The following is a 13667-nucleotide window of genomic DNA, read 5'->3' on the forward strand; positions in this document are numbered from 1 at the left end:
CCATGGCACTGCTTGCACGAAAGCCCACCCCCCTTTCGCCGGAGCGGGCTGCGCTGGCCGAGGCAATCGCCAATCACCGGGCGCACGCCGCGACACGCGAGGCTGTTGCGAACATGGCGTCCTCGGCGACAAGCGGCATTGCTCTCGCCCGTCGCGCGGTCTCGCTGGCTGAGGATGGTGTTCTGGAAGCACAAGCCGCTGCAGGCCGCTTCTTGATCGCGACCGCCAAGGGCGAGGCATCTGAAGCGCCTCGCACGGTCCGACAGGCCCGTGATGACTTGACCGACGCACTCGACAACCTGGCAGCAGCCGAGGTGGCGCAGGCAGCGGCGCAAACAGAGCTCGAAGGCCTGTCCGACTACATGTCGACGACCAACCTCAAGCGCGCTGCCGTCGCGGTGCTGCAGGCAGACGGGGCCTCCGCAGCGCTAGCGGTTGCTGCTGAGGTCGGTCGGCTGCAGCAAGAGCTCTCGCGGCACGGGCAGTTGCTGAACTTCCTCGTCGCGACGGGCGCCTTCGCCGTGTCGGACCGCGTCGGCATGTATCACGGCCAGCCGGCCGACGAAGCGGTCCGCATCGCCCATGAGCGGCTCAATTCGCCTCCCTCGAGCTGGCGTGCCCTCACCGATCGCACCGACGCGGCAGCCCCGTGGCGTGCCGCTCTTGAGGCTCTTGAAGGCGATGCGACGGCACCGCTGCCGAGCGTCACCGCGATCGGAGCACCCTGATGTCGGGCTCTTCCGACACCTCGCAGCCGTCTGACCGGTCCGCATTCTGCGCTGCCATCCTGGGCGGCGGTCCCGGTGGTGGTCTCCCTGCCCGAGCTCAGGCGGTAGCGAATTGCCAGCTCCGTCTGCCCGTCGACTGCGCGTTCATGCTGGGCATGGCAGACACCGCCACCTACGCGCAGGCGGCGGCACTTTTGCAGATGCGCTGGTCGTCCGGTCAGGCAGGCTATTGAGCCATTTCTCCATCCTCGATGTGATGCGGCACCCGGACGGGCTCGGCCCGTTCTTCAAGGGTGGCACATGGGCGGCATGGGAATCGTTCCTGGCTGCCCTCTTTGCGCTGCCAATGGATGACGACGCCCTCGCGCTTTACCAGCACCACACCGGCCGCGTGACAGCGCCCATCGTGCCATTCGAGGAAGCGGCGACCATCGTCGGAAGGCGTGGGGGCAAGAGTCGGATACTCGCTCTGATCGCGGTGTATCTCGCTTGCTTCCGTAACTACGCGCCCCATCTGGCTCCGGGCGAGGCCGCGACGATTGCTGTCATTGCCGCTGACCGGAAACAGAGTCGCTCGATTTTCCGATACGCGCTTGGGATGATTGAGGCGATCCCCTCAATGAAGGCGCTGATCAAAGACCAGACCGCGGACAGCATCGTCCTGCACAATCAGGTTGTGCTCGAAATCACGACCGCCTCGCTCCGCGCCACACGTGGATATAGCTTCGCAGCTGTTCTGGTCGACGAAATCGCGTTCCTCCGCACAGATGAGACGAGCGCAAATCCGGATGTCGAGATCCTCCAGGCCATCCGCCCCGGCTTGGCGAGCATCCCTGGCTCGATGCTGTTGCTGGCGTCTAGCCCGTACGCCAAAGCCGGCGTCCTCTGGGAAACCTTCCGGGATTACTACGGCCGCGACGATGGCGATGTGCTCGTGTTCCGCGGAACAACGCGCGAGCTCAACTCGACTATTGCGCAGCGGGTGATCGACAAGGCCTATGAGCGGGATCCGGCTTCGGCTGCTGCAGAACATGGGGCGGAATTCCGATCGGACCTCGAATCCTACGTCAGCCGGGAGGCGGCAGAGGCGTGCGTCGAGGTTGGCCGGCATGAGCTGCCACGGCTGCCCGGCGTGCGATACACTGGGTTTGTCGACGCATCCTCGGGCTCCGGCTCTGACCAGTTCACGTGCGCCATAGGCCATCGAGAGCAGGACGTCGCGGTCCTCGACCTGGTGCGGGCTCGCAAGCCGCCATTCAGTCCGCAAGCCGTCGTCGCCGAGTACTGCGACACCTTAAAGCAATACGGGATCACGAGCGTCTGCGGCGATCGATATGCAGGCGGCATTACTGCGGAAATGTTCGAGAAGCAGGGCATAAAGTACATCCCATCCGAGAGGAGCCGCTCGGAAATCTACATCGATTTTCTGCCGATGCTGAATTCCGGAAAAACCCGGCTTCTTGACCACCCGAAGATGATTTCCGAGCTTTGTGCTTTGGAGCGTCGGTCATCGCGTGGCGGTGGTCGTGATGTGGTGGACCATCCAGCGCGCATTGGATCGGACGATATCATCAATTCCGCTGCTGGTGCCCTGGTGCTAACGCTCAGTGAGCGCGGCCCGATGATTATCTCTGACGATATGCTGGCGCGTGCCCGCTCTCGCCAGGGCAGCCGACCGACGCCGACCCGAGCCGGCAGGCGGTTCGCATGAATATTCCCGGCAGTCATATGCGGTCGGGCACGAGCTTCAGTGCCGTAGGGCTGGAGGAAGGTAACTCGACCAGAGCCTTCACAAATTATCGGTCGAGAGCCCGCGGGTGCGCTCCTGGCGCCGCGGCGGGCAACCAACGGAGCGTGTGCACATGACCATCGCCCATTATCTGTCGCTGCCATACCCGAGCAGCGGAACCTACGAAAGGATCAGCAAGACCCTGATCCCGTTCGGTTCTAATGATGGCGCTCTACAGAACCTTGATGCCAGGATATATTTCTCCGCATCGACCTATATCCCGGCGTCCGTGGGCGAGACAGCCATTATACCGGCTCTGGCACAGTCATTGTTTCAGACTGAAGACTGGTTCATCGGGATTGACCCAGAGGGCCGAGCGACGTTCGGCGTGAAGAACTTCTACGCTTTGACAAAGGAGCAGTGGCTCCAAGACTGCTGGCCAAACCCGACGGTGTGGAACCCTTGGGCTATGTCCGTTACCTCTACAGTCCAAATCCCGACCTTCAACTCTAGTCCCGATGGACTTTTTCTCCGGGTCTACGTGAACGCTTACGGTGGATCAGGTAACTATCCAGGCGCAAGCACTTCCCCATGCGTCGTGTTCTTCACCTCGCCAGACGCGGGCGCAACCTTCGTTCAAATTGGAGTTCCGGTTCCGCTACCTCCAAGAACGACGCCCTATGACTCCGGAACCTTTGAACAAAACAATATGCTTGGTGCCGGGCCTTACGTTGAATTGCAAGGAGGCTATCCATCAAGCGCCAACAACCTTTACCTTGCTGGCCCTCTCAATGGCGCCCTCGGCTCGACGGGTATATCACTCAATACGCTACCCGATATGCGGGTCTATAAGTACAGCCTGCAGAATTCCTACGCACAAAGTCTCTGCAATTACGACTTCACGAGCGGTTCTAGTCTTGCAGTTGTGGCTCCTAGCCTAGTCGCATTCGGCGGCGCGGTTCTCGTCTAATGATCGCGCTCGGCCGCCGCATCCTGACGCACAAGCCGCATATCGACGAGCTGGTGCAGGCTGCGATCGCTACCGCGGCTCCATCGCTGCCAGCGCTCTATGCCGCCACTGCTGGCAAAGTCGATCTGACCTACCTGCACCGACCTGATACAAAACTGCCCAGGCACATCCTGAAGCGGCATCGCAAGTGCTTGGCGATCCTAAGCGATGTGGCACTGCCTGATGCTGAAGGATCACCTGGCCCGGCAGCATGGCCGATCGCGAACAGCCTGCACACGTACGAGCCAGTTGCGTGCTTGATCCACAGCGATACTGCCGATGCTGAACAATACCTCGCTGCCGTCACGCTGGCGATAGAAGCGGGACCGGTCCTACTGATCGAGTGCGGTCCGGAACGGGTCTCGGACTGGGAATGGTTAGTGACGCCGTGGTGCCCGACGGTTGCTGTCTTGCAGAGGAAAGCCTGAGTCATGGATCAGACCCTAGAATCATATCTCGTCCGACTTGGCTTCGCGGTCGACGGCGCCAGTGAGCGCGAGTTCACGGAAACGCTGGCTCGAGGGAAGGTCGCGGCACTTGCAGCAGGTGCAGCACTAACCGGCCTAGTCGCCACCATTACCAAGGTGGCAAGCGCATATGAGGCGCTCTACTACCAATCCGGCCGGGTTCAAGCCTCCGTCGGCAATATCCAAGCCTTCGCTTATGGCTTGTCCCAGGTCGGCGGATCCGCCACGAGCGCGAAGGCTGCGCTCGAAAGCATGGGCAACTTCCTACGCAGTAGCCCGGGCAGCGAAGGCTTTTTCGCTCGGCTTGGTGTTCAAACCCGTGACGCGCGCGGCGGGCTTCGAGACACCACGCAAATCCTGCGGGACTTCGCCGGGGCATTGAAAACAATGCCGACGTATCGATCGCAGGCTTATGCGTCAGTCCTGGGGATTGATCCCGTCACGCTTCAAGCGCTGATGAGAGATACAGGCGTGTTCTCTGCGCAGCTGAAGCAGATGTACGCAGCAGCCGGCGTGAACTCGGAACAGGCCGCCCGCGGTGGCGCACTCTTCATGCAGCAGCTGCGGAGCCTTGGTGCCGCTCTGCAGGTGCTACGCGACAAGGTTGCAATCTCGCTCTTCCGAGGTGTCGGCGGCGATATCGAACGCCTGCGCAAGTTGCTGGTCGACAATTTCGGGAGGATCTCCGCTGCGATCGTCGCTGCAAGCAAGTTTGTCACGGCGATGGGCTGGGCTCTGATGCAGCTGGTGGCCCGATCAGCAGAACTGATCGACCGGCTCGTAGATTGGTTCAGCCATCTCGACCGTGGCACTCGTCAGTGGACCGAAGCCATCATCCTGCTGTTAGGTGCCTGGCGGCTTCTCAACAAAGGCTTCCTGGCGTCCCCGCTCGGTCGCATCGTGGCCCTCGGCGTCGCACTTGTTGCACTGTACGACGACTACAAGACATTCAAGGCAGGCGGCAAAAGCTTAATTGATTGGGCCGTATGGGAGCCTGGGATCAACTCGCTGCTCGACAGCATCGGGAAGATCGAGGGCGCCTTCAAGGACATGTGGCCAAACATCCGAGGGTATCTCGCGCCCCTGATGAGCTTCCTCGGCCATGAATTCGCCAAGACGCTGACAAACAGCATGGCGGATGTGGCCGACCTGATGCAGGCCGCCACTGACAGTCTCCACGGCCGCTGGGCCTCTGCTCGAGCTCATCTTGCCGCCATCGGCGCCCGCGAGACCGCTTCGACACAGGACGACATGTCAGCCCTCGGCACGCTCGGGAACGCCGAAAGCCGCGCATCAGGCGGCGCGTTCGTCAGCGGCCAGACAGCCCGGAACGAGGCATCCGGCTTCAGCCTGCTCACCAGCCTCGGCCTAGACCGCAACCACGCGCTGGCCATGCTGGGCAACTTCGAGCAGGAAAGCAGCCTCAACCCCGGCGCGCGCAATGGCCACCACTACGGCATCGAGCAATGGGACGACAGCCGCGCCGACGCGATCAAGGCGCAGACCGGGATCGACGTACGAACCGCAGGCTATGCCGACCAGATCAAGGCGGCGGCGTGGGAAGTCATGTACGGTAACGAGCGGAACCACGCCAAGGGCTTCTTCGGCGCGGGCGATCTCAAGTCGGCGACGGGGCGCTTTGCCTCGGATATTGAGCGGTCCGGTGAGCATCCCGGCATGGTCGGCTTCGATAACCGGATCGCGAACTCACTGAATGCGGATAACCGGCTGCGTGCCGGCGCCGGCATCAGCAGCACCAACGTCGGTGGTTCGCCCCGCGTCAATCAGACCAACACGTTCCACATCAGCGGCGCCCAAAGCCCCGACGCGGTGGGTAAGAGCGTGTTGCGGCATCAGGATGTGGCGATGGAATCCATCGTCCGGAACATGGGGCCGCTGTCGCGATGACGCTCGAGATCGGCAAGTCGGGCAGCAAGGCGTTGCTGGCGGCCGTCCGGCAGCTGGCGACAACGGAGGTGCTGGTCGGCTTCCCGGCAGGCGAGGCGCCCCGCGAAGACGGCTCCAAGCTGACGAACGCGGCGATCGCCTATATCCAGGACAACGGCGCGCCCGAGGCCAACATTCCAGCTCGGCCGTTCATGCGACCAGGCATCGAGGCGGTAAAAGATCAAATCGCGGTCGCCCTGGGCAAGGCCGGCCGGGCGGCGATCAATGGCGACAGTGCCGGCGTCCAGGCGGGGCTCACGGCGGCCGGCTTCGCCGCCGAGGGCTCCATCAAGGAGCGGATTACCGACGGGATCGATCCGCCCCTAGCTGCGGCCACGCTGGCTGCACGGAAGCGCAAAGGCTTCCAGGGTGAGACGCCGCTGCTCCGGTCGGGTGAGCTCCGGAACGCGGTGCGGCATGTCCTCCGGGACCGGGGCGGGTGGGTGATTTATGTTCGGAAGCGGTGACCCAGCTTAACGCGAGCCACCACGCGGGGTGCCATCGACGGGCTTGATCGCAGCGAATATAGGACTACTTTCCTAATAACTGTCGAGGAGCAAGCCCAAAAATGGGCACACGGTCTCATTAACTTCAAATCGCGGTTTAGGCGTTGACTGCTCTTTAGTGGCTACAGAAAGTCTCGTCTGGGGGCTAGTTTTGATGACAAAATTTACCATCCGAGCGCACTGGGACACTGATGCACGCGTTTGGTGGGCCGAGAGTGAGGACGTCCCCGGCCTGGTCGCCGAGGCCGAGACCCACGAGGCTCTCATTGCTGACTTGCGCATGATCGTCCCGGAACTCCTGATGTTGAACACGCCGGAAGTTCATCATGACAGGATGATCATGAGCATCATTTCAGATCAGGCTGAGGAAGTAAGTTACGCCTGATGCCTGCGACATTCGATCGTGCGCTACATTCGTTACTACGTGACGCTGGGTGTTGCTGGGTTCGAGATGGACGCCATCCAGTGTATTACAGCCCGATTTCAGGATTAAATTTTCCCGTTCCGGTGGGGATCAAAAGCGCACACACCGCTAACAATGTTCTAAAGCAAGCTGGACTTCCAAAGCATTTCTAGCTTTCAACTACCGAAGCGGTCGTAACCGGTCTTAATCTTGTCGCTCTCAAAATTGCAACGGCGTGATCAATAACAATCTTATTCAGAACTATCGAATCTATATTTTCTACTTCTAGTAATCCCTGGGTATCTGCTGCGGAGTCGACATGTATTTTTAAGTCACAAGGATCAAACTTAAATACCAGGAACTTTCCTGACGTCCCATAATAGGAGTAGACTTTATTGAATTGATGCGCGACGGTCACGGACGCTGTAGACGTTTTCAAGTCTCTTGCTGCGGTAACGTCCGTCAGTCTGAGCCCGTATTGCGATACCGGAAACCGTTGTAATTCTACGCAGGTTGAGATCGCTTGTTGCCATTGATTTTCGACGATCGCTGAAAGGGCTGATGCCTTCGCAAAATGCTCACCATTAGACCTTAACTCATCACCGAACTTCTCTAGCTCATTATCAACGTAGCTTCCCGGCATCGACGTTATCCTCGGATAATTGACTTAGTGTTTGCTTCTCGTCGATAGCTCTATCAGGCGAGCCCCGGCGCGAAAATATGCCCAGGGGCTCCATTGGCGAGCAGGACCGTCATCTTGTGAAAGTCCGGCATCGGGCACGGCGCCGCTCGATACCGCGAAAGGACAGGGGCGCAGATTGTTGCCATTAGAGGCGAGAACACCAAGAACCGGTTTACCCCCAGATTATGATCACTCCGACTGACCAGCAGGCAAGCTTCTTTTGGCGAGAGCGCCCCCACCCATGGGCGCTGACAAGCATCCATTATGCGAGCCTCTTCTCCGCCCAATGACATGCTGAGCGTGATCTCGATCGTCACCCAGGACATAACCTAGACCTCTGTTTCTGCACGCAGTCCGGCTTCGATCAGGCGGCGGATGGCCGTGCCTCGCACTCAATCTTGCGACGGATACGGGCCTGTATCGTCAATTTCGAAATGCCCGCCGTAGGAAGCCGCCTCTCTCCATCGCCTCAACGCTGCACCAGGGCTGCGGTCGCTCGTTGTGATCGAGCGGCCATACCGGTCTCCCGTAGCAGTCCATTTTGACCGAGATCGTGGATCTTGGTTGACAGTTACCTCGCAAGAGGTGCCCTGGACGATGACCGTGTGCTTCACTTCCCGTTCCCGCCTTTCAAGCTTACCCCAGGCGCGACTCCGTTCGTAAACTCGACGCCGGCAGCCTCAAGGGCGGCGCGGATGGCGGTAATCGTCCTCTGCTGAGGTGAGCCTTCTCCACGCTCAAATCTGACCACGGTCCTTTTGGGCACTCCGCTCGCTGAAGCGAGCTGATCTTGCGACCAGTCTACAAATGCTCGAGCCGCGCGCAACTGAGAAGGAGTGATGGCAATTTCAGTGCCGTTTACGCTTGCATCCACAGGATCATTATGGCACTAGGGTAGCCGTTCCGCAAGGAACAACGGCCGAGCGAAGGGTGGCAGCCCTCACGCCCGGCCTAACCGCAACCCTGCACGCTGGAGCGACAGGATCATGGCTTCGCACACCATACCACCACCCGGCACAGTCCGGGGAGTGACCGCAGGTGGCTATCCGCCCTGCAATCCGCCGACCGTTACTCTTCCGCTGGGCAATCGGCATCAAATTGAGCTCGCCATCGGGGCCCTAATCGACGTCCTCGACCGTCACGACGGGGATCCGGACCTCGAGCCCGACGCCGACCGTGAGCCGGACACCGCTGCAAGTTTCAGCGTCACGCCGGCCGGGCACCTGGCGCTCGCGGGGGTGCGGTCATGAGCCGCACCACACGCCGAGAGGTGCTGGGCGCTGGCGCCTTCACCGCGATGTTCGGCATCGCGGCGGCCGCGATCGCCAAGCCCGACGTGCAGGTATCCGCCGCGGTGCCGCTGCAGCCAGACGGCGAGCTCATTGCTCTTTGCTCCCGGTTTGACGACCTGGAGCGGAAGATGGAGGCCACCTACTATTTAGGTCCCTACTCCGAAGCGAAAGAACTGGCTGCTGAGGCGCAACAGGCGTCGTTGCATGCGGAACAGGACGAGTTGCTCGAGCAGATCACGCCGATCCGCGCCACCACGCTCGCCGGCTTCCAAGCTCGCGCTCGAACGCTTGTGTTCTGGAATAAGGAGATCGAACGGAAGGGCGAAAACGGCGATTGGTCCAATCGGATGGTCTGGGCCCTGGTACGCGACCTGAACGGAGGGCAGGCTTAATGGCCGTTCTCTCACGCCGCAGTCTCATTGGCGCCGGCACCGCGACCGCGATGGTCGGCATCACCACTGCGGCAATCGCCGCCCTTCCGCACGCCGTTCCATCGTCCGACGACGCCGAGCTCATGGCCATCGGTCGCGAGGCCGCCTCCCTGATCGAGAAGCGCAGGCCGTTGGAAGCGCGGTGGTGGTCGCTTCCAGCAGGAACTCGTCAGTACGACAATGCTCAGAGGGAAGAGCTCACCGAAGTCAGTGAAGCAATGCAGCCCATCGACGATCGGCTGTCCGATCTGTCGGATCGGTCACTCGTTCTGCGAGCATCTAGCCGCGAGGCCATGATCGCCAAGGCGCATCTCATTCGGCACGAGATGGAAGTCGTACACGTGACGGCCGGTGTCCTGGATCCTGAGATGTTCGATCCGCACGAGGCCATCGTGTGGTCGCTGCTCGAGGATCTTCTCGGACCGGACGTTGCCCATGGCTGATCACCAGACCCGACCGTTCGTGTTCCCGCCGCGTGAGGATCCGCCGCTGCCCAGGTCGGTTCCCTCTTGGTTGCCAGCGCCGTGGCGCGGGAGGTCGTTATGACCGGGCCCGTCCTCGTGCCGCTGCTGCCGGTCGAGATCCGCGCGCTCGTGCTGTGGCACCGGCTCGAGGCGCGCGGCCGGGGTGAGCTTGGCACCGGCGTGCACATGCGCCGGGTCGATGAGCTGCAGGCGCTGCTGGATGGGAGGCCGGGATGACCGTCCGATCCCAGTCTACTGAAAAGAGGTGGTGGCCCCGTTTGCACACGTTGGGGCGGGGCCACCAGGGCGCACACTACAGCAACATATTCTCAGTGTGCGCCGCGCGACCAAACCAAGAAAAAGACAGTGAGCCTGTCCGTAATAACAATTCTCAGAGGCCGCAACGCCTGACGCTCGGTCTCACCCTAATGATCCTGTTGCCGCTATCGAACGGGATGGTCCGGCTGACCGGAGCATTGTGCCGATTCACGCTGCGTTTGGCCGCGAGGAGCCAGGCATGACGAAGCGCAATCGAACCGCGGATCAGGCGCTACGCCTGTCCGCAACAGTTCAAGAAATAGTGTGGGCTGGCGTGCGGGCCCGGCAGGCTGTCACCGGAAACGCAAGTGAGAACAACGCCTTAACTACGAAATTGGTGGAAGGGGTTGGATTCGAACCAACGTAGGCGTACGCCAGCGGATTTACAGTCCGCCCCCTTTAGCCACTCGGGCACCCTTCCGGCCGGGGAGGCACCTACGGCCGAACGGTGCATCTGTCAACGGCCACCGGGGGCCTCGACGTGAGCGACGGACGCTCGGTGACGCGGACGCGCGCACGTCGTAGCATACGCCATGCGCTCCAAATCCCCAGATCGTCCCGGCCAGCCTTCCCGTTCCGGACCCCCATCGCGACCCGCTCCTCCGTCGAGGTCCGGCTCCCGGTCCGACGCGCCACGCTCCGATCGCCCGCAGGTGGCACGGCCAGCACCTGAGCGGCCGCAATCCGACCGTGTCCAGCCTGATCGGGCCCAGCATGATCGTACCCAGCCTGATCGTACCCAGCCGGATCGGGTCCGGTCCGACCGGCCCACGCTGGGACTGCCTCGCCAGGAGGGTGCTCCGGATCAGCCCAAGGCCGGGCAGCGGCGCAACCAGCATCGTAACCTGCGCAACGAGCCGGCCGGCGCCGCGAACTGGCTGTACGGCACGCATCCGGTGATTGCCGCCCTCGGCAACCCTCAGCGCCGCCTACGCCGGCTGTTGCTGACCGACGAGGCCGAAGCCGGATTGACCGCACGGTTCGGCGGCCCGTTGCCGCTGCAGGCGGAGCGGACCGACCGTGCCAAGCTCGACACGCTGCTCGGCCGCGACGCGGTGCATCAGGGCATGGCGCTGCTGGCCGATCCGTTGGCCACGCCAACGCTCGAACAGGTGCTGCAGCGGCCGGGCCCGATCCTGGTGCTTGACCAGATCACCGACCCACGCAACGTCGGCGCGATCCTGCGATCCGCTGCGGCGTTCGGGGTGGCCGCCGTGATTTTGCAGGACCGCAACGCCCCGGAGGAGACCGGCACGCTCGCCAAGGCTGCGTCCGGCGCTCTGGAGGTGGTTCCGGTGCTTCGTGCGGTGAATTTGTCGCGCACCCTGGTGGCGCTCAAGGCCGCCGGGCTGTGGACGGTCGGGCTCGATGCGGGCGGCAGCCGGCTCGACGGTGCGGCGTTCCGTGACCGGCGCGTGGCGCTGGTGCTCGGCGCCGAGGGCGAGGGCCTGCGCCGGCTCACCCGCGAGACCTGCGACGAGATCGCAGGCCTGGTCATGCCGGGAACGATGGAGAGCCTGAACGTCTCCAACGCTGCCGCGGTCGCGCTCTACGAGCTGGTGCGGAGCTAGACGCTCCCGCCGACCGGCTACCCGGCAGGCCTGAAAGAGACAGGCGGGATCGTTCTCCAACCACGATCTCGCCAGCCTCAGGCGCTGTTATTGGACAGCCGAACCGCGAAACCCGATCAGCCGAGGCGGCTGCGGCCGTTGATGGCGGCCGCCTCTCTCGCGGATTTCAGCTGCACCTCGGTATAGGCCTTTGCGTGCGCCGCAAGGTCGCGGCTGTCTTCCCAGAGATTGCGCCAGATCCCCAGGATGCCTTCGAGCGGCTGACCGACGACTTTCGACGAGAACGATTCGAACGTAATCGGACCCTGGTAATCGATCGCCACGAGTGCCCGGAATATCTTGCCGAACTCGATGGACCCCGAGCCCAGGTAGCCGCGATGGGAATCGCCGGTGTGGAAATAGCCGAGATGCTCGCCGGTCTCGCGTATCGCCGCCGCCACGTCGGCTTCCTCGATGTTCATGTGATAGCAGTCGAGATGCACCTTGACGTTCGGCAGCGAGACCCGCTTGACGAACGCGACTGCCTGAGCCGCGGTGTTGAGCACGTTCGTCTCGTAGCGGTTGACCACTTCCATGCCCAGCGTGATGCCGCTCAGCGCGGCCTGTTCGCCGACCCGGCGCACCACGTCCACGGCACCGGCAATCCCGTCCGCCGTCGGAGGAAGGGCGTATTTCTGGAATGCCGAATAAAGGATTCCGCACACGTGCGTGGCCCCGACATCGCGTGCCAGCGCCACGCCGTCCAGCAGGCGCTGCTCACCGGCCTTCATACGAACGGGATCTCCTGAGGAGACATCCTGTGCGGCATCGAGCCCGAACGAGAACGTCACCCCGAGACCGCTTCGCTCCAGTGCCTTGCGGGTGAAATCGACATCGATGGCGGTGAAGTCCATCGTCGACATCTCGATGAGGTCGTAGCCGGTCTCCGCGGTCAGGCCGATCGCCTTCGCGGCATCCTCGTTGGTCCAGTTCGCGGTCCAGACGAAGGCGTGTACGCCGAGTTTGTTCATCTTTTTTCCCCTAGCTGTTGTTGACCGTGATCGGCCTGTGCGACTTGCCCACCCGGGCGGTCGAACCTCTTACCTGCAGGGTGCAGTGCAGACGCAGGGTTCTTAGCTCGGTCCGGCCATCCTCGATGCGCTCGCGCAGGCATGCCCACGCCTGTGCACCGAGTTGCTCGACCGGTTGCCGTATGGCGGTGATCGTCGGCGTCGCCGCCTGCATCCAGACGTAATCGTCGAACCCGACCAGCGACACGTCGTCGGGTATCCGGAGCCCGAGCTGATTCAGCGATGCGATGACACCGATCGTCGTGAAGTTGGTCAGCGCGATGATGCCGGTCGGGCGCTCGTTGGTGGCCAACCAGCCTGCAAGCTGGCTGGAAGCCGTTTCAAGCGACAGCCCCGCTTCCACGATCTTCGGCTCCGGCAGGTTGGCCTGCCGGAAGGCCCGCCGAATGCCCGAGATGCGTGCTCTGATGTTGGCGAGCTTGAGGGTGGAGGCGACGACGAGCACATCGCGGTGTCCGAGCGCCACGAGGTGATTGCAGGCGAGGATTGCCGCGTGCTGGTTGTCCACGGCGACGGTATCGGCGCGGAGCCGGAGCGGTAACCGGTCCACCACCACGAACGGAGACTCACTGGCTTCCAGCATCTCCAGGGCCGCGAACCGGTCATCGACCGGCAGGATCATCACGCCGGCCGGCCGCCAGGACAACAGCGCGGACAGGCGCTTGCGCTCCGTCTCGCCATCGTTGTTCGAGCTGGCAACGATGATGTCGTAGCCTTCCGATTGAACGGCCTGTTCGATCCCGGCAATGATGGACGTGAAGAACGGGTTGTCGAGCGACGGCACCAGGACGGCGATCACCCGGGCCCGGCCGCTGCGAAGCTGCGAGGCTGCACGATCCGCCTGGTAGCCAAGCGCCTTCACCGCCTCGTTCACCCGGGCGGCAAGCGTCGGCGTGACCATCTTGCGGCCCCCCAGCACGTTCGACACCGTCGCCACCGAGACGTCGGCCATCAGCGCGACTTCGCGGATCGACGGACGTTTCCTTTCTGCCACCTGGCTCGGCCTCTCGGTATCTGTCAGCTATCAGTGAAACGTTTAACCGGTTCTGA

General features: G+C 62.4%; 17 protein-coding genes and 1 tRNA gene. 13 read left to right on the top strand and 5 right to left on the bottom strand.

All coding sequences use genetic code 11. The features are described 5' to 3' along the window. Positions 1 to 2: 2 nt before the first annotated feature. The 8 genes from HN018_RS02860 to HN018_RS02895 all read left to right on the top strand — a co-directional run bounded on the left by HN018_RS02860 (position 3) and on the right by HN018_RS02895 (position 6771). The gene (locus HN018_RS02860) at positions 3 to 728 is read left to right on the top strand and encodes a hypothetical protein (RefSeq protein WP_171836468.1); all 726 of its coding nucleotides are present in this window, start codon (positions 3 to 5) and stop codon (positions 726 to 728) included. After that, a complete protein-coding gene (locus HN018_RS02865; RefSeq protein ID WP_171836467.1) occupies positions 728 to 961 on the top strand; it encodes a hypothetical protein in 234 nt (77 codons plus the stop codon). The genes HN018_RS02860 and HN018_RS02865 overlap by 1 nt, the downstream gene beginning before the upstream one ends. Continuing rightward, positions 958 to 2439, top strand: a complete 1482-nt coding sequence (locus HN018_RS02870; RefSeq protein ID WP_204259643.1) for a hypothetical protein — start codon at positions 958 to 960, stop codon at positions 2437 to 2439. The genes HN018_RS02865 and HN018_RS02870 overlap by 4 nt, the downstream gene beginning before the upstream one ends. Before the next feature lie 151 nt (positions 2440 to 2590). Then, positions 2591 to 3427 carry a hypothetical protein gene (locus HN018_RS02875; RefSeq protein WP_171836466.1) on the top strand — a complete coding sequence of 279 codons (837 nt, stop codon included), beginning with the start codon at positions 2591 to 2593 and terminating at the stop codon, positions 3425 to 3427. Beyond that, the gene (locus HN018_RS02880) at positions 3427 to 3894 is read left to right on the top strand and encodes a hypothetical protein (RefSeq protein ID WP_171836465.1); all 468 of its coding nucleotides are present in this window, start codon (positions 3427 to 3429) and stop codon (positions 3892 to 3894) included. The genes HN018_RS02875 and HN018_RS02880 overlap by 1 nt, the downstream gene beginning before the upstream one ends. A 3-nt stretch (positions 3895 to 3897) precedes the next feature. Then, on the top strand, positions 3898 to 5841 hold the full coding sequence (locus HN018_RS02885) for a phage tail tip lysozyme (RefSeq protein WP_171836464.1): 1944 nt from the start codon (positions 3898 to 3900) through the stop codon (positions 5839 to 5841). Next, entirely contained in the window at positions 5838 to 6347 is a 510-nt protein-coding gene (locus tag HN018_RS02890; protein WP_171836463.1) for a hypothetical protein, read from the top strand. The genes HN018_RS02885 and HN018_RS02890 overlap by 4 nt, the downstream gene beginning before the upstream one ends. A gap of 193 nt (positions 6348 to 6540) precedes the next feature. Next, positions 6541 to 6771, top strand: a complete 231-nt coding sequence (locus HN018_RS02895; RefSeq protein ID WP_171836462.1) for a DUF1902 domain-containing protein — start codon at positions 6541 to 6543, stop codon at positions 6769 to 6771. 187 nt (positions 6772 to 6958) lie between these two features. On the opposite strand, the gene HN018_RS02900 is transcribed toward HN018_RS02895, so the two are convergent. Together HN018_RS02900 and HN018_RS02905 are read right to left on the bottom strand one after the other, a co-directional pair. Next, positions 6959 to 7432 carry a hypothetical protein gene (locus tag HN018_RS02900; protein ID WP_171836461.1) on the bottom strand — a complete coding sequence of 158 codons (474 nt, stop codon included), beginning with the start codon at positions 7430 to 7432 and terminating at the stop codon, positions 6959 to 6961. A 649-nt stretch (positions 7433 to 8081) separates the two neighbouring features. Beyond that, positions 8082 to 8345 carry a helix-turn-helix domain-containing protein gene (locus HN018_RS02905; RefSeq protein ID WP_204259644.1) on the bottom strand — a complete coding sequence of 88 codons (264 nt, stop codon included), beginning with the start codon at positions 8343 to 8345 and terminating at the stop codon, positions 8082 to 8084. Between the two features lie 112 nt (positions 8346 to 8457). Here HN018_RS02905 and HN018_RS02910 point away from each other — a divergent pair, with 112 nt between their 5' ends. From HN018_RS02910 to HN018_RS02925, 4 genes are all read left to right on the top strand, one after another. Continuing rightward, positions 8458 to 8721, top strand: a complete 264-nt coding sequence (locus HN018_RS02910; RefSeq protein WP_171836460.1) for a hypothetical protein — start codon at positions 8458 to 8460, stop codon at positions 8719 to 8721. After that, positions 8718 to 9155, top strand: coding sequence for a hypothetical protein (locus tag HN018_RS02915; RefSeq protein WP_171836459.1), 438 nt, complete (start codon positions 8718 to 8720; stop codon positions 9153 to 9155). The genes HN018_RS02910 and HN018_RS02915 overlap by 4 nt, the downstream gene beginning before the upstream one ends. Before the next feature lie 50 nt (positions 9156 to 9205). After that, positions 9206 to 9637, top strand: coding sequence for a hypothetical protein (locus tag HN018_RS02920; RefSeq protein WP_171836458.1), 432 nt, complete (start codon positions 9206 to 9208; stop codon positions 9635 to 9637). A 99-nt stretch (positions 9638 to 9736) separates the two neighbouring features. Beyond that, a complete protein-coding gene (locus tag HN018_RS02925) occupies positions 9737 to 9895 on the top strand; it encodes a hypothetical protein (protein WP_171836457.1) in 159 nt (52 codons plus the stop codon). A 416-nt stretch (positions 9896 to 10311) separates the two neighbouring features. On the opposite strand, the gene HN018_RS02930 is transcribed toward HN018_RS02925, so the two are convergent. Continuing rightward, positions 10312 to 10397: transfer RNA gene (locus HN018_RS02930), tRNA-Tyr, on the bottom strand. 352 nt (positions 10398 to 10749) lie between these two features. Between HN018_RS02930 and rlmB the strand changes: the two genes are divergently transcribed. Continuing rightward, on the top strand, positions 10750 to 11547 hold the full coding sequence (gene rlmB, locus HN018_RS02935; protein ID WP_408886781.1) for a 23S rRNA (guanosine(2251)-2'-O)-methyltransferase RlmB: 798 nt from the start codon (positions 10750 to 10752) through the stop codon (positions 11545 to 11547). A gap of 116 nt (positions 11548 to 11663) precedes the next feature. On the opposite strand, the gene HN018_RS02940 is transcribed toward rlmB, so the two are convergent. Continuing rightward, the gene (locus HN018_RS02940; RefSeq protein WP_171836455.1) at positions 11664 to 12557 is read right to left on the bottom strand and encodes a sugar phosphate isomerase/epimerase family protein; all 894 of its coding nucleotides are present in this window, start codon (positions 12555 to 12557) and stop codon (positions 11664 to 11666) included. Between the two features lie 10 nt (positions 12558 to 12567). Beyond that, complete coding sequence (locus tag HN018_RS02945) at positions 12568 to 13611, bottom strand: LacI family DNA-binding transcriptional regulator (RefSeq protein ID WP_171836454.1); 1044 nt, start codon at positions 13609 to 13611, stop codon at positions 12568 to 12570. Positions 13612 to 13667 lie beyond the last annotated feature (56 nt).

Origin of the sequence: Lichenicola cladoniae (genome assembly GCF_013201075.1) — a bacterium.
Lineage (GTDB): Bacteria > Pseudomonadota > Alphaproteobacteria > Acetobacterales > Acetobacteraceae > Lichenicola > Lichenicola cladoniae.